The following is a 20,979-nucleotide window of genomic DNA, read 5'->3' as shown; positions in this document are numbered from 1 at the left end:
TTTTGATGTGCTAAGGTTCCAGCAGAAGGTAGTCTGTCTATTCTTTAGAAAAGGAAAACTATGCGCCTGAACCCTTTCCCTGGCCGTTCGGCCGTCCTCCTGTGTGCGCTGGTGTTGCTGTCGTCCGGCGCCGGCGCCGGTCCCCTGGATGCCCTCAGTAACCAGGATGCGAGCAATGGCTTGAAGGCGGCGCTGGAAGCCGGATCGGCCGCCGCCGTTGCCAAGTTGGGCATCGAAAATGGTTTTCTCAATAACGACAAGGTGAAGATCAAGTTGCCCGGCATCCTGGAACAAGCCAAGCCCTTGCTGAAAATGACGGGCCGCGGCCAGCAACTGGACGATCTGGTGGTGTCGATGAACCGTGCCGCCGAGTCGGCCGTGCCCATGGCCAAGCCCTTGTTGCTCGACGCTGTCAAATCGATGAGCGTGAGCGATGCAAAAAATATCCTGTCCGGTGGCGATACCTCCGTCACGGATTTCTTCCGCCAGAAGACATCGGCACCCCTGGCCGTCAAATTCCTGCCCATCGTGAAATCCGTTACCGACCGCTCCGGCCTGGCCAGCAAGTACAACAGCACCATGAGCCAGATCGGCAAGACGGGACTGGTGCCGCAGCAGCAATCGACGGTGGAAGGCTATGTCACGGACCGTGCGCTTGACGGCCTGTACCTGATGATCGGCGAGGAAGAAAAAGCCATCCGCAGCAATCCGCTCGCATATGGCAGCAAGATTATCGGCAAAGTATTTGGCAGTTTGAAGTGACCTTTCCCGCCTGCCGCAGCGCCGCAGGCGGCGTTTGCGGTGCAGGGGGAGGTGTGGCGCTAGGGAAACAAGTTAAGCATTTGCTACAAGAAAACAATGTTAAAATTCTGCGACATATATTCCTGAGGCATGATTAAGCAACGATCTGTTGCCCGGGAGTGCCTAGTTTTAGTGGCGAACTGATACGTGGCATTGCAAGATGCCCGTGGGTTGGCCTTTTTTCGTTTCATTCACTTTTCCCCAAGCTCATTGATTTTCTGAAGACATTGTCAGGAATTCCAGGTGCAGGATCTTTAGGTAGCCGGATTTGTTAAGCGTACTCAGAAAATCAATCAAATATACCTGGTGTGGCTGTCTGGTGCTTGGCGCGCCTTCGGTGATGGCCGCGACCCCGAATCATGGTGGCCAGTCCGGGTATATCAATATGCCCAGCGCCGTGGTGGAAACGGATGGCACCTTCAGCGTCGGCTACAGCTACGACAGCCCGTATGGCCAGTTATGGGCCACGGCCAATATCCTGCCTTTCCTGCAAATGACGGGACGTTATGTGTCGATCACGGGCATACCTGGTTTTACCAATGTGCCCGGTGAATATGGCAGTGGCTATGGCCGCTACAAGGATAAAGTCGTCGACGGCAAATTGCGCCTGTGGACAGAAACGGAGTGGATGCCGTCCGTTGCCGTCGGCATGACGGATTTGTTCGGTACCGAGCTGTTCAAGGGCCAATATGTGGTTGCCACCAAGACATTTGGCGTCAGCAAGAATATCGAAGCGAGCCTCGGCTATGCTCATAAACGCCCGGACGGGGTGTTCGCCGGCGCGCGCTGGACGCCGGCCGCGCTGCCACGCTGGTCGGTGGTGGCCGAATACGATACAACGAATTACTTGCGCGACTTCCGTGCCAGCGAAACGGACGCCGGCAAGCGCCGCAAAGGCGCGTCCGTGGGCCTGGAGTACCGCTGGGGCTGGCTTGCCTTGCAAGCGGCCCGTAACCGCGACCAGTTCAGCGTGAACGCCTATATCAGCATTCCGTTTGGCGAACGCGAGTTTGTCCCCAAGGTGTACGAACCGCCGTATTTCGTGGATGACAAGAATCCGCCACCGCTGCCAAGCAAGGAAGAATGGCACCGCGACGCCGTGTATGGCGCCGACCTGGTCAATGCCCTGGTGAAGCAGGACTACAAGAACATCCGTGTCGAGCAGGAAGGCAATGTCCTGAGCCTGAGTCTGACCAACAGCCGGATTTCGAACATGGGTCGCGCCGTTGGCCGTGCCGCGCGCACGGCTGTCGCCTTCGCGCCAAAGGGCGTGACGACCTTGCGCATCACGTATACCAAGCTGGACCAGCCAATCGCCACCTACGAATTCTTTGATTTGCCAAAACTGAATGACTATTTGGCAGGCAAGATCGACCGCAAGGCCTTCCTCGACGTCGTGCTGCTGCGCTACCCTGAAAAAAGCGATGTCATCCGGGACGATCAGCAAGGCTGGCTGCAGGAATTCCTCGACAAGCCGGCACCCGTCGTTGCCGCAGCACCTGCGCCAGTACCTGCGCCCGCGCCGGTACTTGCCGCCGCTTCCGCGACTGCCATGGCGCCCGCGGCGTCTGCTCCTGCCGTTTCCGCACCGGCTCCCGCCAACGCCGCCAATGTCCTGCAGGACGATGGCAAGCTGGCCGTCGGCGTTGGCGTCGATGGCGACGTGGTGCAAATCAAATCGCTGGACCGGGAAGCGAACCGTTTCAAGGTCGCTCCCAAGGTGGGCTTCTTCTTCAATGACCCGAGCGGCGCCTTCCGTTATTCGATCTCGGCCGTGGCCAACTACGACCGCCGCCTCGGCGACGGCCTGTACCTGAATAGCGCCGCCAGCCTGCAGTTGCTGGAAACCGTATCGGGCGTCAAGCAGCCATCGAACAGCAATTTGCCGCACGTGCGTACCGATATCGCGGAGTATTTGCGCGGCGGGCGGTTCTCGCTGAGCCGCGTCTTGCTGAACAAATACAACAATCCCGCCGAGCGCGTATATACCCGCATGTCGGCCGGCCTGTATGAAGACATGTTCCGCGGCGTGGGCGGCCAGGTGCTGTACCTGCCGAAGGATAGCCGCTGGGCGGCCGACGTGGCTGTCGATGCCTTGCAGCAGCGTGGCTACAAGGGCTTGCTCGATTCGCGCGACTACAAGACGGTGACGGCGATCGGTTCCCTGCATTACCGCTTGCCGCACGATATTACCGTGACGGCGCGCGCCGGCCGCTTCCTGGCCAAAGACACGGGCGTGCGCGTGGAGTTCAAGCGCCGCTTCCAGTCCGGCATCGAAGTCGGCGCGTGGTACACGCATACGAACGGCAACGACATCACCAGCCCTGGCACGCCGTCGAAGCCGTATCAGGACCGTGGCATCTTCCTGTCCGTGCCGCTGAACAGTATGTTGCCGATGGATACGCAATCAACGGCCGGCTTTGCCATTGCGCCATGGACGCGCGACGTGGGGCAGATGGTGGCCTCGCCTGGCGACCTGTACGACATGTTCGAGCGCCCGCGTGCCGACATGCACAGCTACGATGGCCTGGGCAACTTTGCGGAGCGCCCGGACGAACAGCACCTGCCTGCCGTCAATCCGCCAGACCGGCCGTTTGTCAGTCCATGGCCCGCCATGCGCGCGCGCCTGGAGCAATCCGCATCTGCGACGCCCAGCGCCCCTGAGTGGCTCAAGGCGACGGCGGTGGTCGGGGGCGTGGTGCTGGCATCAGCCCTCAGCGACAAGCCCGTCGACCGTTTCGTCAAGAAGCACGAGGATTCCAAGGTCTACCGCAACTGGGACAAGCTGGGCAAGGCCATGCCATACGCGGCAGTGGGCGCCGCTGCCGCCGCCTTCGCGTTGGGCGATGAGCGCATGCAAAATACGGGACTCATTTCCCTGCAATCGGTTGCCGTGGCAACGGGCGTGGCAGTGGCCGGAAAATATGCGTTTGGCCGCGCCCGACCAGAGGAAGACCTCGGAACGTGGAGCCGCGTCGGCAGCGGCAGTTCCCGTTCGAACTCGTCGTTCCCTTCCGCGCATGCCGCGATCGGCTTTGCTGCCGTGACGCCATTTGCCAAGGAATACGATGCGCCATGGTTGTACAGCGTGGCCGCCGTGGGTTCCGCCGGCCGCGTGTTCGGCCGCAAGCACTGGGTGTCCGACACGGTCGCCGGCGGCATCCTGGGCTACGCCATGGGCAGCTGGCTGTGGCACGCGCAGCGCGACCAGAGCAAATCGGGTTTGTCGATCAATCCCGGCCCGAAAGAAATCAGCGTGACCTGGCAGGGCAAGTATTAAGCGCGCATGGCGCTCCCTTTATTCATACAACATTCATCCAGACAAAGACCAGCATGAAAAAGCAATTTCGTACTCCCCCGCCTTTCGTGAAACACATGATTTTCTCGGCTTTCCTGCTGGGTGCAACTTCGGCCTATGCCGTCGAACAGGAACTTGGCGTAACTGACATGCCCCGCACGGATATTTCTCGTGCACAGGCGAATGAAATGGGCGGCAGCAGTTTGCCCAGTATTCGCAGCGGACGTGGTGAGCAGCGTCAGGCAAAAAAAGTCCCCGTCAACAGTAACGGCAAACGGAGCATTGTGGGTACTGGTACTGATGTTGATGCGCCAGTCGGGGCTTTCGAAGAGTATGTCGATGGCGTGACCGGTAAGAAATTGAGGATCTTTGGCCAGGATCTGTTCGGCGACGTGCCGTCCACCTTTGCGCCGCTCGATGGTGTCCAGGTGAACCAGGAATACGTGATTGGCACGGGTGACGAGTTGCAGGTACGCGGCTGGGGCATGGTTGACATTGACGTCAGCGCCACGGTTGACCGCAGCGGTGCGATTTTCATCCCACGCGTCGGCTCCATCAAGGTCAGCGGCGTGCAGTACAAGGATTTGCAGGGCTATTTGAAAAAGGCCATCGGCAAGATATACACCAATTTCGACTTGACTGCGAGCATTGCGCAAACGCGTGCCGTGCAGGTCTACGTGGTTGGCCATGCCGTTCGTCCCGGTACGTATACCCTCAATTCCATGAGCACCCTGCTCAACGCCCTGTTTACCTCGGGCGGTCCGGACGCTACCGGCAGCATGCGCAGTATTCAGCTCAAGCGCGGCAAGGATACCGTCACCACGTTCGACCTGTATGACATGCTGGTCAACGGCGACAAGAGCCGTGACGTCACCTTGCGCGACGGCGACGTGATCTATATTCCTGAGGTGGGCCCGCTGGTGGCCTTGACGGGCAGCGTGAAGCAACCGGCCATCTTCGAGTTGAAAGGCAACGCGACACTGGCTGATGTACTGAGCTGGGCCGGCGGTTTTGATTCGGCGGCGGAAACCAAGCAGATCGTGGTCGAAAAGAACATCGACAATCAATATAAAACCGTGCTGGAACTGGTAGCCGACAAAGGCGTTTCCAGCAGCCAGTTGGCCGGCATTGCCGTCAAGCCTACCGATATTCTGCGCGTGTTCGCACCAGGCGCTGTACCCGTCCAGGCACAAATCCAGAATGAATACGTGCGCGTGGCTGGCGAAGCAAAGCAGAGCGGTATTTTCTTGCTGAAAAAAGGTGAAACCTTGCGCGAACTGATCGCCCGTGTCGGTGGTGCCAATGAAAACGGCTACCTGTACGCCACCCAATTGAACCGCGAATCCGTACGCCGCGCCCAGCAAATCAAATTGAACCAGGTGGCCGACCGCTTTGAGCGCGACCTGGAATCGAATGCCACCCAGCGCATCTCCTCGAGTGGCGACAAGGAGAATGCGGCAAAAACGGCTGCTGAAGTCGAGCAGCAGCGCCGCATCGTGCAAAAACTGCGCACCGTCAAGGCCGAAGGCCGTATTGTGCTCGATTTGCCTGGCGTCGATACGCAAGTGAAAAACCTGCCCGATTTGCCCTTGCAGGACGGCGACTCGATCCTGATCCCGCGCCGCCCCGGCACCGTGGATGTGCTGGGTTCTGTCTTCCAGCAAAACGCGTTCGTTTATCGCTCACAGCGCACGGTCAACGACTATGTACAGCAAGCTGGTGGCATCACCGCGAATGCGGATAAATCCGAAATGTACGTGATTCGTGCGGATGGCACGGCGAAAAGCGGCCAAGGCACCGGCTGGTTCGGTGGCCTCGGCGGCACGGCGTTGAATCCGGGTGATACCGTCGTGGTGCCTGAAAAAATCGAACGCAGTACGTTCATGCAGAGCTTGAAGGAATGGACAGCTATTTTTTATCAGTTTGGTTTGGGTGCGGCTGGTTTGAAGGTGCTGAAAGACTAATGTCAAGTAGATGCCAGGGTATCTTGATAGTTATGCGATATGCGTAAGACAAACGAACCTTGGTGACGCTGAAAATATGACGGGTTATCAACCGAGAGAAAAAGATGTCTGAGCAATTAAAAAATAGAGAGCAGAGCGTACCGATGAATGAAAATAATGATGAAATTCACTTATTGGATATATTGACTGCACTTGCCCGGCAAAAAAAAATATTGTTTATGGTGCCGTTGGTAACGGGAGTATTCGCAATCGCTGTTGCATTCCTGATTAAGCCGACTTTTTTATCGACAGCAGTCATTTTACCTCCTCAGCAGCAAAGCTCGGGAGTCTCTGCCATGTTGGGACAGCTTGGCGGGCTGGCTGGAGCCGCCGGCGGCATTGCAGGGTTGAAAAATCCTAATGATTTGTATGTTGCCATGTTGCAAAGTCGAACCATCGCAGACAAACTGATAAGTCAATTTGATTTGAAAACACGCTTTGATGTGGAAACATTAGACGAGGCGCGCAAGAAATTGGACGGCATGGCGACTGTCGTTAATGATAAAGCCGGAACTATTTCTGTGCTTGTCGAAGATAAAGATCCGAAATTTGCGGCCCAAATAGCCAATGCCTTTGTCATTGAGCTGTCGAATTTGACCAAGGGCCTTGCGATAACCGATGCTGCGCAGCGCCGCCTGTTTTTTGAAAAACAGTTAGTCGCGGTTAAAGACGACTTGGCGAATGCCGAAATTGCTTTGCGCAAGACACAGGAAAGTACTGGCATGCTGCAATTGGATGGACAAGTCGAGGGCATTATCCGTAACGTTGCCCAGTTGGAAGGAACGATTGCAGCCAAAGAAGTGCAACTGAATGCAATGCGGAGCTTTGCAACAAATAACAATCCAGATCTTATGCGTTTGCAGGGGGAAATACAAGGATATCAAGCTCAACTTGGTAGATTGAAAACAGGGAAATCATCCAAGGACGGCGATTTGATGGTGCCAACCGGAAAGATTCCTGAGGTGGGGGTTGAATATATACGAAGCTTGCGTAATGTTAAATATCAGGAAACCATATTTGAATTGCTGTCAAAACAGTATGAGTTGGCAAAAATAGACGAGGCCAAAGAATCGTCGAACATACAAATTCTCGATAGTGCAGTACCGGCAGAAAAAAAATCAAAACCGAAAAAAATGATTATTATTATTTTGGGATTTGTCGGTGGTGGATTCTTGGCATTGTTTTTGGCATTGATGCGTGATGCATATTTGCGGTCTGCTCATGATGAGGGCAGCAAATATCGTTGGAGCGCTCTGAAAAATGCTTGGGCGGGAAAAAATAATTGAATAGCGGGTATGCCTGGGCCTGCCTGCGGGTAGTAAATTGAAGAGTAAGGGAATTAAATGAAAGCTGTTATTCTGGCGGGAGGATTGGGAACCCGTATTAGTGAGGAAACATCAACAAAGCCCAAGCCGATGGTGGAAATTGGTGGCAAACCGATCCTCTGGCATATCATGAAGTCCTATTCTGCACATGGTGTTAATGATTTCATCATCTGTTGCGGCTACAAGGGCTATGTCATCAAGGAATATTTCGCGAATTATTTCCTGCACACGTCGGACGTGACGTTCGATATGCAGAATAATCAGATGGAAGTGCATGCGCGCAATGCCGAGCCGTGGAAAGTGACGCTGGTCGACACGGGCGACGAGACCATGACCGGCGGGCGTCTGAAGCGTGTCCAGCCCTACCTGGAAGGCGAAGAGGCATTCTGTTTCACCTACGGCGATGGCGTGAGCGATGTCAACATTACTGAATCGATCGCCTTCCACAAGGCGCACGGCAAGCTCGCCACCCTGACCGCGACCCAGCCGCCCGGCCGCTTTGGCGCGCTGAATCTGGATGGCAACAAGATCAACAGTTTCCAGGAAAAGCCGCAAGGCGATGGCGCCTGGATCAACGGCGGCTATTTCGTGCTGTCGCCGCAAGTCATCGACTATATCGCCGAAGACAGTACCGTGTGGGAAAAGGCGCCGATGGAGCGCCTGGCGCGGGAAGGCGAAATGCATGCCTTCTTCCATCATGGCTTCTGGCAACCGATGGATACCCTGCGCGACAAGGTACATCTGGAAGAACTGTGGCAATCGGGCAAGGCCCCCTGGAAGGCGGCTTGATGAATCCCGCATTCTGGCAAGGAAAACGTGTTTTCCTCACCGGCCATACCGGCTTCAAGGGTGGCTGGCTGAGCCTGTGGCTGCAGCAGCTTGGCGCCGACGTGACCGGCTATGCGCTGGCGGCACCGACCACCCCCAGCCTGTTTGAGGTCGCCGACGTGGCCAGTGGCATGCAGTCGATCATCGGCGACGTGCGCGATGGCGACGCAGTCAAGCGCGCCATGGCCGCTGCGCGCCCGGACATCGTCATTCACATGGCCGCCCAGCCGCTGGTGCGCTACTCATACGCCAATCCGGTGGAAACGTATTCCACCAACGTCATGGGCGTGGTGCATGTGCTCGAAGCCGTGCGCGCCACGCCTGGCGTGCGTGCGGTGGTGAACGTCACCAGCGACAAGTGCTATGAAAACCGCGAATGGCCGTGGGGCTACCGCGAAAACGAGGCCATGGGCGGTTACGATCCCTACAGCAACAGCAAGGGCTGCGCCGAACTGGTGACAGCCGGCTACCGCAGTTCCTTCTTCCATGCCGACAAATACGCCGAACACGGCGTGGCTCTGGGCAGCGGCCGCGCCGGCAACGTCATCGGCGGCGGCGACTGGGCGCTGGATCGCCTGATCCCGGATATGCTGCGCGCGATCGGCGCCGGCGAGCCGGTAATGATCCGCAATCCCCATGCAATCCGCCCGTGGCAGCATGTGCTCGAGCCGCTCAGCGGCTATCTGACCCTGGCGGAAAAGCTGTATACGGCAGGCCCCGTGCATGCCGAAGGCTGGAACTTCGGCCCGCACGATACCGACGCCAAGCCCGTCGAATGGATCATCGAGCGCATGACGCAAGAATGGGGCGCGGGCGCCTCCTGGTCGCTCGATGGCCAGGACCATCCGCATGAGGCGACCTATCTGAAGCTCGATTGTTCCAAGGCACGCGGCCAGCTGGGCTGGCATCCGCGCTGGGACATCGGCCAGACCATCGCCAAGATCGTCGAATGGCATAAGGCCTGCGACCAGGGCGCGGACATGCGGGCAATGACGCTGGCGCAAATCGCCACCTATCAAAATACCTGATTAATTACCTAATAAATTGAAGGCTGTATCATGAGCGAACAACTGACCCAACAACAAATCCGCGAGCAGATCGCTGCCCTGGTGGCGCAATACGGCGCACTGGCCAGCGTGCCGAAACCCTTCGAGCCGGGCGTGACGGTGATTCCACCGGCCGGCAAAGTCGTCGGCGCCCCCGAGATGGGCCTGATGGTCGAAGCCTCGCTGGACGCCTGGCTGACCACGGGGCGTTTCAATGACGAATTCGAACAGCGTCTGGCCAAGTTCATCGGCGTCGAATTCCTGATCACGGTGAACTCCGGCTCGTCGGCCAACCTGGTGGCCTTCTCGGCGCTGACGTCGCCGAAACTCGGCGCGCGCGCCATCCAGCCCGGTGACGAAGTCATCGGCGTGGCGGCCGGTTTCCCGACCACCGTCAATCCGATTTTGCAATATGGTGCGGTACCCGTCTTCGTCGACGTGGAACTGGGCACCTACAATATTGACGCCAGCAAAATCGAAGCGGCCATCACGGACAAGACCAAGGCCATCATGCTGGCCCATACCCTGGGCAATCCGTTCAACCTGGAAGTCATCGTCGCGCTGTGCAAAAAGTACAATCTGTGGCTGGTGGAAGATTGCTGCGACGCCCTGGGCGCCACGTACAACGGCCAGATGTGCGGCACCTTCGGCGATATCGGCACCATGAGTTTCTACCCTGCGCACCACATCACCATGGGTGAAGGCGGCGCGGTGTTCACCAACAATCCGGAACTGAAAGCGATTGCCGAATCGTTCCGCGACTGGGGCCGCGACTGCTATTGCGCGCCAGGCAAGGACAACACCTGCGGCCAGCGCTTCTGCTGCAAGCTGGGCACGCTGCCGGACGGCTATGACCACAAGTACACCTACAGCCACCTGGGCTACAACCTGAAGATTACCGACATGCAGGCCGCCTGCGGCCTGGCGCAGATGGACCGCGCAGCCGGTTTCGTGCAGGCGCGCAAGGACAATTTCAACTACATGAAAAATGGCCTGCAGAGCTGTGCGGAGTTCCTGATCCTGCCGGAAGCGACGCCGAACTCGGATCCCTCGTGGTTCGGTTTCCCGATCACCCTGCGTCCGGAAGCGAATGTGGACCGTGTCAGCCTGCTGACCTTCCTGGACCAGCACAAGATCGGTACGCGTCTGCTGTTCGCCGGCAACCTGACGCGCCAGCCGTACATGATCGGGCGTAACTACCGTGTTTCGGGCGAGCTGACGAATACCGACCGCATCATGCACGACACGCTGTGGATCGGCGTCTTCCCAGGCTTGACCCGCGAAATGATGGATTTCTCGATCAGCAAGATCGAAGAATTCTTTGGCGTGAATTTCTGATACATCTGAGTATGCATATCGTCGCTGAACTTTTGCAGAGCACTCTTTTTTTGCAACCAGATCGCTTCGATGAGATGCGGAGCTTTTTTGTCAAAACCTGCAATGAAAAATTATTGCCCGCGCTCGATATCGATTTTGAGTTGAAAGACGACGTTTAGTATGCTTCTCAAGTACAACATGCTCGCGGTTCTCGGCGCCGGAATTGGCCTGATGAACTCGGTGCTGGTATGGAAACTGTTTGGTACGGATATTAACTCTGATATCTGGTTATTGAATGTTGGAGTTATAGCGATACTAAGCTTGTTGGTACTGATTGGAGTAGAGCAGTTCCAGGTATTTTATACCGAGATATATCTAAGAAATAAAGAGGATGCTGCTGATTTCTTGGGAGGTGCATTTGTATGGGCAATAGTCAGTGGCTTAGTATTTAGCGCAGTTTGCTTTGTAATTGTTGATGCAATAATGGATGGATTTGCAGGAGGATTTGGAAGGCAAGCCAAGGAACTTGCCATCCCCGTATTTTTAATATTACTAATCCAGGTAGCTTTTTCGCCGCTGCTTCATGTAGTGCGCTGCACCTTGAATGTGCATCACTATTATGGTGCATCTTATTGCCTATCCTTGATATTGCCTTTAGGTCAATTATTAAGTTTGCTTGTTTTTATTTTTATTGATGAGCATGATGTTGTTGAACTTGCTAAATGGAGCAGTTTTTCGATATTGGTGCAGTTGGTGTTGTATCCATTAATTTTGATCAAATGGGCAAGTTTACCCAAAAATATAGATGCAAAATTTTTCATTTCGTTCATAAAAAATAGTTTTACGATGCGTATTGGACATTCCTTTCATAATTTCTTTGTCGGAATGATATTAAACAATGCGCTTTCATATCTGGCGCCAGGAATGATATCCATTTTCCAATATGCCAAGAAGTTTTCGGACGGTTTGGCGGGCGTTGCAATAGGACCGCAAGCCAATATATATCATGCCAGGCAGGCCAAAGCATGGGTTGAGCGTGATAAAAAACTATTTTATGTCAATGTAAAAGTTTATTTGAAAAATACCCTCCCGATTTATATGGTGGGAGTATTTTTAGTTTGGTTTATTATGCCATGGCTTCTGGAGATTCTATCTCAAGGACGTGATGCCGACAGCGTTATCGGGATTAAATTTGTATTTCTTGCTTTGGCTGCATGGCAAGGAATTATTTCGATAGAAACAATATTCGCGGGAGTCGTCGTTATCGCAAAGCGCAGCATGATTCTATGGATGGTCAATGGATTATTTATTATCAGCTTTTTTGTTACGGTAAAATTTATTCCAAATAATTTTTCTGTATGGTGGCTTGCCATTGCTGGACTGCTAACCCAGTGCATAAACTTTATTTTTTACGCTGCCTTTGCATGGCGATTAACCAATAAACATTTTCCATAAAGATAAATTATGCATTTGCCAAAAATTAGTGTGGTTATCCCTACTTATAATCGTGCTAAATATCTTGATCAAACAATAGGTAGTGTAATCTGCCAAAAGAATGCCGATTTCGAAATAATAATTTCCGATAATTGCTCAATTGATAATACTTCTGAGGTGGTCGAGAAATATTTAATGAATCCACGTGTTAAGTATTTTAAAAATACAACAAATATTGGGATGGTAAATAATTGGAAAGAGGCAGTGTTTAATCGCTCTAGCGCGGAGTGGTTTATTATTTTATCGGATGATGATTATTTTGTTAATGATGATTACTTGAGAAGCGTACTAAGCTGCATAGAGAAAAACGAAAACATTGTACTTGTGTACGGTGAAGGTACTATTTTTGATGAAACAAAGAAAGAAAGTACATTTCTTTCCTTGCCATTTCCCGATGTTGTCTCAGGTATAGATATTTTTATGTCGCGGGGTACAGTGAAACCCCAAGATGCAACTTTATGTAATATGGCATTCAATCGAAGATTAGCGATGGAGTTGAATGCATTCTCCAATCCGGATAATTTATCCTGCGACTCTGAATTGTATCTAAAATGTGCATTGCTTGGAAATGTTGGTATTGTCAAGGGAAACAATTCTGTCTATCGGTTTCATTCAAGCAACTTAGTTAATACAATTTCATATTCTCCATCATTAAGATTGGGAAATCTTGATTTTATTTTTAATGTGCATGATTTTGCAAAAGATAAATTAAGTGCAAGTCAGATTAATAAATTTCTTGAGAATGTGAATGCAAAAAATGGAGTCCAATCATGCTTGTTGAAATCTGCAGCTATTGGTTTGGATCAATACATCCTGTGCAAAAAATATTTGCTTGAAAAAAATCATGGTTTGACAAATTTATTTATTGAAGAGCCGGCTTTCAAAATAAAATTATTTTTATGTCGTTATTTTGGAAGGGCATTGCCTTTTTATCTTGGTTTAAAAATGAAATTTTTACGGATGAAAATATCCAATTCCATTGGATGATAAGTGATGATTTTGAAAATTGTTAAATTTCTCCATTTGCCATTCCATGAGAAAGTTAATAGATGCTTTCTAATATTGGCTATTTTAAAAACAAAAATTTATTATAATTTTGTTTTTAAGAAAATTGGCAAGCGATCTTTATTATTTAAGCCACTTTACATCGGAAATCCTCAATGTATAGAAATTGGGAATAATACGATGATACGTTCGGGGGCTCGACTGGAAGTTGTTGGAGAGAATAATGCATGGGAGCCAGAATTGTTAATTGGCGATAATGTAAATATAGAGCAAAATGTACACATTGTTTGTGGTTCGAGAATATCGATAGGGAATAATGTTTCGATAACGGGGCATGTTGCTATTGTTGATGTGAATCATCCTTATAATGATATTTATAATTCAATAAAGGTTGGAGACAGAGTTCAATGTGAAGGTAATTATGTTGAAATCGGCGATGGTGTTTTTATCGGCTATGGTTCGATAATTCTACCAAATACCAGGATCGGAAAAAATTCTATCATTGGTGCTCATACGGTAGTTAATTCTGACGTACCAAGTTACTGCATAGTTGGTGGGAATCCGATGCGGATTATAAAAAAATATAATTTTGAGTTAAACGAGTGGGTAAAGATGCAATGAATATATTGATAACAGGTGGTGCAGGTTTTATCGGATCAAATCTTGCTTTGCAATTAATAAAAGCAGGACATGTAGTTACGATTCTGGATAATTTATCCCCACAAATTCATGGCCCGAATCCAGCCGTAACATCAATGCTGTATCGCAGTATCAAAGACAAAACAAATTTTGTACTTGGGTCTGTTACGGACCGCGCCGCTTGGGAATCTGTTTTACCTGGTCAAGATGCGATTGTGCATCTTGCTGCGGAAACTGGTACTGGGCAATCCATGTATGAAATACGCCGTTACGTAGATGTTAATATTGGTGGTACGGGTTTGATGCTGGATTTATTGGCAAATGGTTCATATCAAATCAAAAAAATTGTAATAGCGTCGTCGCGCTCGATTTATGGCGAAGGGAAGTATCATTCTTCTGCATTGGGCATTATCTATCCCGGTGCACGCAAGGATGAAGATATGCAAGCAGGTCGATTCGAACCTTTATGTCCAAAGACGGGAGAACCGTTGATGCTGCTTGCTACCGATGAAGACTCAAAAATTCATCCATCGTCAGTTTATGGTATTACCAAACAAAATCAGGAACAGATGGTAATGACGGTCTGCGCTTCAATCGGAATTGGCGCCACAGCTTTGCGCTATCAGAATGTCTATGGCCCTGGCCAGTCCCTGAGTAATCCTTATACCGGTATTTTGTCGATTTTTTCAACCCGGATTAAAAATGGAAATGGTCTGAGTATTTTTGAAGATGGTAAGGAGAGCCGTGATTTTGTATTCATTGAAGATGTCGTTGCTGCAACGACCCTTGCATTGACGAGTGACGCGGCGAATGGAGAAGTATTTGGTATCGGAGCTGGCGTTGCGACGGATGTACTCACTGTTGCCAAGTCATTGGTTGGTCTGTTTGGCAAGGAAGTACCCATCGAGGTGACCGGTGCTTATCGTCTCGGTGACATTCGTCACAATTATGCTGATATAGCCAAAGCGAAACGTTTACTTGGATTTCAACCTAAAGTGCCGTTTAGCGAAGGCATTGCTAGTTTCACAGCTTGGGTAAACGAACAGGAAGTACAGACGGATAACTACGAGTCAAGCATCGAAGAAATGAAAAAACGGGGATTGTATAAATGACCCCTCAAGTTGGTTTGGTAACTGTTTTATTCAACAGTGCTGATGTGTTGCCTGGTTTTTTTGAAAGTTTAACACGTCAAAAATTCTTGGATTATTGGCTATTCATCATTGATAATAGTTTAGATGATCTATCTTTTTTAAAGTCGCAAGAGTTGATAAAAAAGACTGGCATGCAGAATGTTACGTTGATAAAAAATGATCAGAATGTCGGTGTAGCAAAAGCGAATAATCAAGGTATTGCACTTTCACTGAAAATGCAGTGTGAATATGTCTTGCTTCTTAACAACGATATTGAGTTTAAAGATGCCGATTTATTGAGTCGCATGCTTGCATTGGCGAAAAAACGTGATGAGAAAATAGTTGTTCCAAAAATCTACTTTCACGACTCTGGATTGATCTGGTGTGCGGGTGGAGAGATTAAGAAGTGGCGCGGCAGCACGATTCATCGAGGCGAAGGTGATGCTGATATTGGGCAATATGATATGGCCGAATATACAGCTTATGCTCCAACATGTTTCATGTTGATCCACGCATCGGTATTTGAAAAGGTAGGAATCATGGATGAGCGGTATTTCGTATACTACGATGATACCGATTTTGTACTGCGTTGTAACCAGAATAATATTCATGTTTATTATTGGCCCGAAGGCCAGGTATGGCACAAAGTAAGTAGCAGTACCGGAGGGGATATGACACCTTTTTCGGTATATTTCGGATCGAGAAATCGTATATATTTTATAAAGAAAAATTACCCTGCATTCGTAGCGTTAGTTGCTTTGACTTTTTTTATTTTGACAAGGTTTTTGAAATTTAAGCTATATAGGTTGGATTTACGTAAGAAGTTAATCTCAGGTATTTTTGATGGTTTCAAGATGTAATATCTTCCACTGCGTGGTAGAAGCAGTGCCATTTAAAGATATGCTGTATTGCAATATGCCACTACTGAAGAATTCACTGAGAGCATTGTCATGCCAAAATGACTGTGATGTATCTCATGATAGTCGGCGACGTTGTCAACAGCACTTCTTTCAGATTTATTTTTAGTTGTATTAGCATTTGGCAAAATAGATGAAAAATTATTTTTTGCTTGAGAAAAATAATCAAATGGGGTTGATGCAGGGTCTGTTTATTGCAGCAGCTTTTACATCCTCATTCGATATTTTTTTAATTATAAATCTTGGTCTAAATTTCAGAATTTCACAAATATTTTTGCTATTTCCTATTTGTATAGTGATGGCGAGCATGCTTGAAAAGAAATTTACTGTGCCATTGGGACTGAAGTGGCTGTGTTTATGGGCAGTATTTATTTTATTGTTTATTCCCAATGGAAGTTTCCCTGAGCGGAGTATTGGATATTTTGCCTGGCTAATTATCAATATTGCCACTATTTTCGCATGCGTCCAGATTTTTTCCAGTAAGGAAAAGGTGAGGCTGCTGATGAGATGGTATATTTATTCTTTTGTTGCCATTGCATTATATGGGGTGCTGCAGTTTATTTCTCCATTGATTGGCCTTGGTAGTTTTTTACTGGTTCAACAATGGTGGATTCCTGGTGTTTTGGCCAGGATCAATGGATTCTCATATGAACCATCTTTCTATGCCACTTATCTGTTAATGGGCTGGGTTGTTTGCGCATATTTTATGGAAGTTAAGAATACATTATTTTCCAGAAGAGTTTTGAAATTTTGCTTCTTAACAATTACCCTTTCAATAGTCCTAAGTTCTTCGCGAATGGGACTGCTGATGATAATTCTTTGGTATTTACAGCACCCTGTACGTTTCTTCGTGAAACTCGCATGCGGAAAAGTGGATCGAAAACTGGCGAAAATCGTATTATTCATGAGCGCCCTATTGATTTGCCTGGTGTCAGCTATCGTATATGTGATTGGCATCGACAATATTGCTTTTTTGTTTCAAGGTGTTGGGTTATTTGGCGGGTCTTCTCACTCGGTCAATGATCGTGAGAATGGATTGCGTGATACTTTAACGCTGTTTCTTAATAATCCGATTATTGGCACAAGTTTGGGAGGAATTGCTCCTGGAATTGCCAAGTTACACGGAGTAACCAGTCTCGATTTTGAAACTGTCAAATTATACGAGGGTAATGCAGTATTTGCAGAAGTTTTAGCTGCCAGCGGATTTTTTGGATTCATTCCCTTCATGATTTATATCTTCATGATCGTTGTCGAACCCATGCGCCTAGCCAGAAAATTGCCGCCTGAGCAGGCACAGATTTTGAAAGGTCTGGGTCTGGCACTGCTGTTTGAGTTTTTGATATTGCAATTTAATCAAAACATTTTACGTCAATATTTATGGATACATATCTCAGTAATGGCAGCCGTTTATGCAGTATTCAAACGCCAAAACTTGTCTGTAATAATTCTTGATAACCAAAATTCTTTGAAGGTATAGTATTTTGAAATTTTTCTATGACGCCCGCTGGATTGGGGATCATGGCATTGGCCGGGTTGCTCGCGTATTGGACAATGCGCTGAAATTTCCCCATCTGGAGGTGGAGGGCTCGCCCTCAGCACCGTTTGACGCGTTGCGTTTGTGGTTGGCAACATTGAAGCGTATTCCAAAAGGGAGCGGTTTATTCAGTCCAGGTTATAACGCACCGCTGTTTTTTTCGCGCCGCTTTGTGTTCACGATTCATGACCTAAATCATATTGATCGCACAGAAAATAGCAGTTGGCTGAAGACATTGTATTACACCATAATTATGCGTCGCGCTTGCCATAATGCTTCGGCAGTATTAACCGTCTCTGATTTTTCCCGGCAGCGAATTATCGATTGGTCGGGCATTAACCCTTCCAGGGTAATTAATGTCGGCAATGGAGTCGATCCATCATACAACGTTAATGTTGCACCGTATAGTCCTGGTTTTTCTTATCTGTTGAGTGTAAGCAATCGAAAACCACATAAGAATGAGCCACGCATATTACAGGCATTTGCATTGTCCAATATTGATCCAGAAATTCGTCTGGTACTTACGGGGAAGCCGACTGAGGAGTTACTGCTTCAGGCGAAGACGCTGGGAATTTCTGAACGACTGGTATTTGCCGGACGGGTTGAGGAAAGCGAATTGCCTGGACTTTATCGCGGAGCGCTAGGACTGGTTTTCCCGTCTCTCTACGAAGGATTTGGTTTGCCCGTGATTGAGGCGATGTCATGTGGTATTCCGGTATTGACGTCGAATACCACTTCATTACCGGAGGTAGCGGGCGATGCCGCATTGCTGGTAGATCCGGATTCGGTCGAGTCTATCGCCAAAGGTATTTATACCTTGTGTAATGATACCGACATGCGTGGATCCCTGTGCACCAAGGGCTTGCTCCAGGCCAGAAAATTTTCTTGGGACGAAACAATCCGCAAGGTACAGGCAGCCTTGGCTAGCGTATGAAAAACTTTGGCTGTTAATGATTGCATGTCAATAATTAGAGCAAGTTAATGGCTTATTTGAAATTTCTTTATTTAAAGGTGTTTAATGAGTATTGCCCTGATCAGAAATTCCTTGCTGGAAGCACAGTCAGCTCTCAGTGACTTGCTCAACAATGAAGTGGTGCTTGCAAATGTAGACCGGGCGGCGAATCTGATCGTTGAATCGTTGCGCAATGACGGTAAGGTGCTTTCCTGTGGTAACGGTGGATCGATGTGCGATGCAATTCACTTTGCTGAAGAACTATCCGGCCGCTACAGGAAAAACCGCAAGGCGCTGGCGGCTATGTCCATCAGTGATCCAGCCCACATTACTTGTGTGGCGAATGATTATGGCTATGACTACGTGTTCTCGCGTTTTATCGAAGGTCATGGTCGTAAAGGAGACGTCGTGTTGGCAATCAGTACCAGCGGTACCAGCCCGAGCATTTTGAACGCGGTCAAAGCCGCCCAAGACAAGGGCATGATCGTGGTTGGCCTGACAGGGCGTGCTGGTAGCGCTCTTGACGTCATGGCAGACGTCAGTATTTGCACGAAGGCCGGCCAGTTTGCAGATCGTGTTCAAGAACTGCATATAAAAATGTTACATATCATTATTGAACTTATTGAGGAAAAGCTGGGTTTGTCCTGATTGTTAGGGTATTTATGTCGAATGATGGGAATGCTTGTTTGCAATTGAATGGTGCGCGGGTGCTGGTAAAGGGGCGATTTAATGCTGGATCGTTACTGGTTTGGCAGTACGGGCCGCATATCATCAGAGGCGCCAGTGCCACTGGTTAATATTGCCAAGGACGACTTGCGTCCGGGCGGTGCAGCCAATGTTGCAGTGAGGGAAGTTCGGTACCGCGACTGTGACGTCACTGGAGCTTGAGCGTGTCATGCATCTATCTGGTGGTGAGCCCTCGTTGGTGTTGCGGGAAGGGGACTTATTACAACGGGTACTCGAAGCAAAGGCGGCGGGAAAACGCATTGTATTTACCAATGGCTGCTTCGATATTCTGCATGTTGGGCATGTCCGCTATCTGGCCGCTGCAAAGTTGTTGGGCGACTTGTTAGTAGTGGCTGTCAATGAAGTTGCATCGGTTAAACTAATCATTGCTCTGACCGGATGCAAGTCTTGGCGGGGTTGAAAAGCGTCGACTGGGTGGTCCAATTTTCGGAGAGTACACCCGAGCGTTTGATCAATCTGTTGGTGCCCGACATCTTGCTCAAGGGCGGTGATTATGTTCCTGAAAAAATCGTTGGCTATGATACGGTTAAAAATGCAGGTGGCAAAGTTATCGCGCTGGAATTCCATACTGGATATTTGACTACAAAGATACTCGACCGTTCCAAATTGACGCGAGTCTGGTAACTCTCCGCTATTGACGCTCCCTCCTTGCATTCTAGGGGCAGGCTGCAGCGCTACTGGCTGCTATTCTTACGGCAGCAAGCCTGACCTATGTGTTCAAGACAGGAAGTGAAGTGTTGCTACCTGTGCTTCACTTCACATCGCTGGCATGCACCTGGTTGACCTGATCAGTTGCTTGCTGTCCAGCAAAGCAGTTCACGGCTGGCATTTATGACGTCACCGTCGTCGATGCCGCTCATGTAATCGGTTTCAAGAGTGTATTCAAAGCCCAGATTCAAGGTCCCTGCACCTTTGCTTTTACTGACGACTGAGCGAGTACGTGGACCGACAGGCCCCCAACGTCTCGGGTCCGTCGGGCCGTGCAGGCCAACAGTTGGCACTCCCATTGCCGCCCCCACATGCATGATGCCTGTATTGACGCTGACCAACAGCGCAGCTTGCTGTAACAACGATAGTGTGTTGCTGAAAGATGTACCCGCGTGACTGATAAATCGCGGGCGCAGTGACGCCGGCAGGGTTGCTAGAAAAGCTTCGCAGCCGGAAATGTCTTCTCGTCCCCCAGTCAATACGAACGAGTAATTTCCCAGTAATAGCAATTCGTTCGCAAGAGTGTGCCATTTTTCGGCCGGCCATTCTTTCAGATGACTCTGGGTGCCACTTGGCCACATATGGAAGACGATGGTGTTTCCACCTTCTTTCCAAGAGTGCTGTAATTGCTGCGGCAAATTTTCAGCATTCAGGCCAATCACTCCAAGCAAGTCGCGATAGTTCTCCAGTTCATGCTGGTCATTACGGTGAAGTACGGGGATGTCTTGCATGAAGTGGCGATATTGCTGCGATGTGTTGAAGCCAATCCGTATTTTTGCACGCGACAGTGCTGCGAGTAGAGCACTGATACGTGGCCACGAGTCGAAGTCAATAAAAATGTCGATTTGATGGGAGCGTATGATTTTGACGCAGGCGAAAGGATTGGTCAGCGGTAGCTTGACAATCTGGTCAGCGCCCGATAACAGCTTGGCAAACTCAAAATTTGAGGCGCCGGTGAACAGAACAATTTTCATATCTGGATTGGCGACACGTAGATCGGTGATGGCTGCGGATAGCAACACGGTATCGCCAATGGCTGCTGTTTTCAGCAATGCAACCGAATTGATTAACTTTGGCACTTGCCTGGTGCGAAATAAACGCAAGGGGGTCAGAGCGAGTAATAGGACAGGCCCGAGATATTTGTCAAAAAATTTCAGTTTTGTATTTCCGCGTTCCATGAGAATTCAATATAGTAAACGTAAGATTAAAAGAGTGAGGGGCTGTTGCAATGAATA

The 20,979-nt window shown here is 49.7% G+C and carries 18 protein-coding genes and 1 pseudogene; 18 read left to right on the top strand and 1 reads right to left on the bottom strand.

Annotation, left to right across the window (positions count from 1 at the left end):
- The first annotated feature begins 60 nt into the window (after positions 1 to 60).
- The 18 genes and pseudogenes from VPH40_RS15935 (at position 61) to VPH40_RS15850 (ending at position 19,660) form a co-directional block, all read left to right on the top strand.
- Positions 61 to 762 (top strand): DUF4197 domain-containing protein, encoded by a 702-nt coding sequence (locus tag VPH40_RS15935; protein WP_328573934.1) that lies wholly within the window; start codon positions 61 to 63, stop codon positions 760 to 762.
- A gap of 424 nt (positions 763 to 1,186) precedes the next feature.
- The gene (locus VPH40_RS15930) at positions 1,187 to 4,081 is read left to right on the top strand and encodes a YjbH domain-containing protein (protein ID WP_373610057.1); all 2,895 of its coding nucleotides are present in this window, start codon (positions 1,187 to 1,189) and stop codon (positions 4,079 to 4,081) included.
- A 53-nt stretch (positions 4,082 to 4,134) separates the two neighbouring features.
- Entirely contained in the window at positions 4,135 to 6,063 is a 1,929-nt protein-coding gene (locus VPH40_RS15925; protein WP_305054186.1) for an SLBB domain-containing protein, read from the top strand.
- A gap of 104 nt (positions 6,064 to 6,167) precedes the next feature.
- The gene (locus VPH40_RS15920) at positions 6,168 to 7,388 is read left to right on the top strand and encodes a GumC family protein (RefSeq protein ID WP_328573933.1); all 1,221 of its coding nucleotides are present in this window, start codon (positions 6,168 to 6,170) and stop codon (positions 7,386 to 7,388) included.
- A 57-nt stretch (positions 7,389 to 7,445) separates the two neighbouring features.
- Positions 7,446 to 8,216, top strand: a complete 771-nt coding sequence (rfbF, locus tag VPH40_RS15915; RefSeq protein WP_099666289.1) for a glucose-1-phosphate cytidylyltransferase — start codon at positions 7,446 to 7,448, stop codon at positions 8,214 to 8,216.
- Positions 8,216 to 9,283, top strand: a complete 1,068-nt coding sequence (gene rfbG / locus VPH40_RS15910; RefSeq protein ID WP_099666290.1) for a CDP-glucose 4,6-dehydratase — start codon at positions 8,216 to 8,218, stop codon at positions 9,281 to 9,283. The genes rfbF and rfbG overlap by 1 nt, the downstream gene beginning before the upstream one ends.
- Positions 9,284 to 9,313: 30 nt before the next feature.
- Positions 9,314 to 10,639 (top strand): lipopolysaccharide biosynthesis protein RfbH, encoded by a 1,326-nt coding sequence (gene rfbH, locus VPH40_RS15905; protein WP_077408253.1) that lies wholly within the window; start codon positions 9,314 to 9,316, stop codon positions 10,637 to 10,639.
- 177 nt (positions 10,640 to 10,816) lie between these two features.
- Positions 10,817 to 12,073 carry a hypothetical protein gene (locus VPH40_RS15900; RefSeq protein ID WP_305054185.1) on the top strand — a complete coding sequence of 419 codons (1,257 nt, stop codon included), beginning with the start codon at positions 10,817 to 10,819 and terminating at the stop codon, positions 12,071 to 12,073.
- A 9-nt stretch (positions 12,074 to 12,082) separates the two neighbouring features.
- Positions 12,083 to 13,099 carry a glycosyltransferase family 2 protein gene (locus tag VPH40_RS15895; RefSeq protein WP_328573932.1) on the top strand — a complete coding sequence of 339 codons (1,017 nt, stop codon included), beginning with the start codon at positions 12,083 to 12,085 and terminating at the stop codon, positions 13,097 to 13,099.
- Between the two features lie 6 nt (positions 13,100 to 13,105).
- A complete protein-coding gene (locus VPH40_RS15890) occupies positions 13,106 to 13,738 on the top strand; it encodes an acyltransferase (protein WP_305054261.1) in 633 nt (210 codons plus the stop codon).
- A complete protein-coding gene (locus VPH40_RS15885) occupies positions 13,735 to 14,868 on the top strand; it encodes an NAD-dependent epimerase/dehydratase family protein (RefSeq protein WP_099666293.1) in 1,134 nt (377 codons plus the stop codon). Before VPH40_RS15890 ends, VPH40_RS15885 begins: the two co-directional genes overlap by 4 nt.
- Positions 14,865 to 15,746, top strand: a complete 882-nt coding sequence (locus VPH40_RS15880) for a glycosyltransferase family 2 protein (RefSeq protein WP_099666294.1) — start codon at positions 14,865 to 14,867, stop codon at positions 15,744 to 15,746. The genes VPH40_RS15885 and VPH40_RS15880 overlap by 4 nt, the downstream gene beginning before the upstream one ends.
- Positions 15,747 to 15,936: 190 nt before the next feature.
- The gene (locus VPH40_RS15875) at positions 15,937 to 17,280 is read left to right on the top strand and encodes a hypothetical protein (RefSeq protein ID WP_305054184.1); all 1,344 of its coding nucleotides are present in this window, start codon (positions 15,937 to 15,939) and stop codon (positions 17,278 to 17,280) included.
- Between the two features lie 4 nt (positions 17,281 to 17,284).
- Positions 17,285 to 18,271, top strand: coding sequence for a glycosyltransferase family 4 protein (locus VPH40_RS15870; protein ID WP_328573931.1), 987 nt, complete (start codon positions 17,285 to 17,287; stop codon positions 18,269 to 18,271).
- A gap of 84 nt (positions 18,272 to 18,355) precedes the next feature.
- On the top strand, positions 18,356 to 18,937 hold the full coding sequence (locus VPH40_RS15865) for an SIS domain-containing protein (protein ID WP_077408748.1): 582 nt from the start codon (positions 18,356 to 18,358) through the stop codon (positions 18,935 to 18,937).
- Positions 18,938 to 18,951: 14 nt separating this feature from the next.
- A pseudogene (locus tag VPH40_RS15860) lies at positions 18,952 to 19,132 on the top strand (D-glycero-beta-D-manno-heptose-7-phosphate kinase); the annotation flags it as partial.
- A gap of 52 nt (positions 19,133 to 19,184) precedes the next feature.
- Positions 19,185 to 19,436, top strand: coding sequence for an adenylyltransferase/cytidyltransferase family protein (locus VPH40_RS15855; RefSeq protein WP_328573930.1), 252 nt, complete (start codon positions 19,185 to 19,187; stop codon positions 19,434 to 19,436).
- Entirely contained in the window at positions 19,424 to 19,660 is a 237-nt protein-coding gene (locus VPH40_RS15850) for a hypothetical protein (RefSeq protein WP_328573929.1), read from the top strand. The genes VPH40_RS15855 and VPH40_RS15850 overlap by 13 nt, the downstream gene beginning before the upstream one ends.
- Before the next feature lie 164 nt (positions 19,661 to 19,824).
- Here VPH40_RS15850 and VPH40_RS15845 read toward each other — a convergent pair whose 3' ends face one another.
- Complete coding sequence (locus tag VPH40_RS15845) at positions 19,825 to 20,922, bottom strand: glycosyltransferase family 9 protein (protein ID WP_328573928.1); 1,098 nt, start codon at positions 20,920 to 20,922, stop codon at positions 19,825 to 19,827.
- Positions 20,923 to 20,979 lie beyond the last annotated feature (57 nt).

Origin of the sequence: Janthinobacterium sp. P210005 (genome assembly GCF_036231865.1) — a bacterium.
In the GTDB taxonomy this organism is placed as follows: domain Bacteria; phylum Pseudomonadota; class Gammaproteobacteria; order Burkholderiales; family Burkholderiaceae_D; genus Janthinobacterium; species Janthinobacterium kumbetense.
This window is presented reverse-complemented; position numbering and strand designations above follow the sequence as displayed.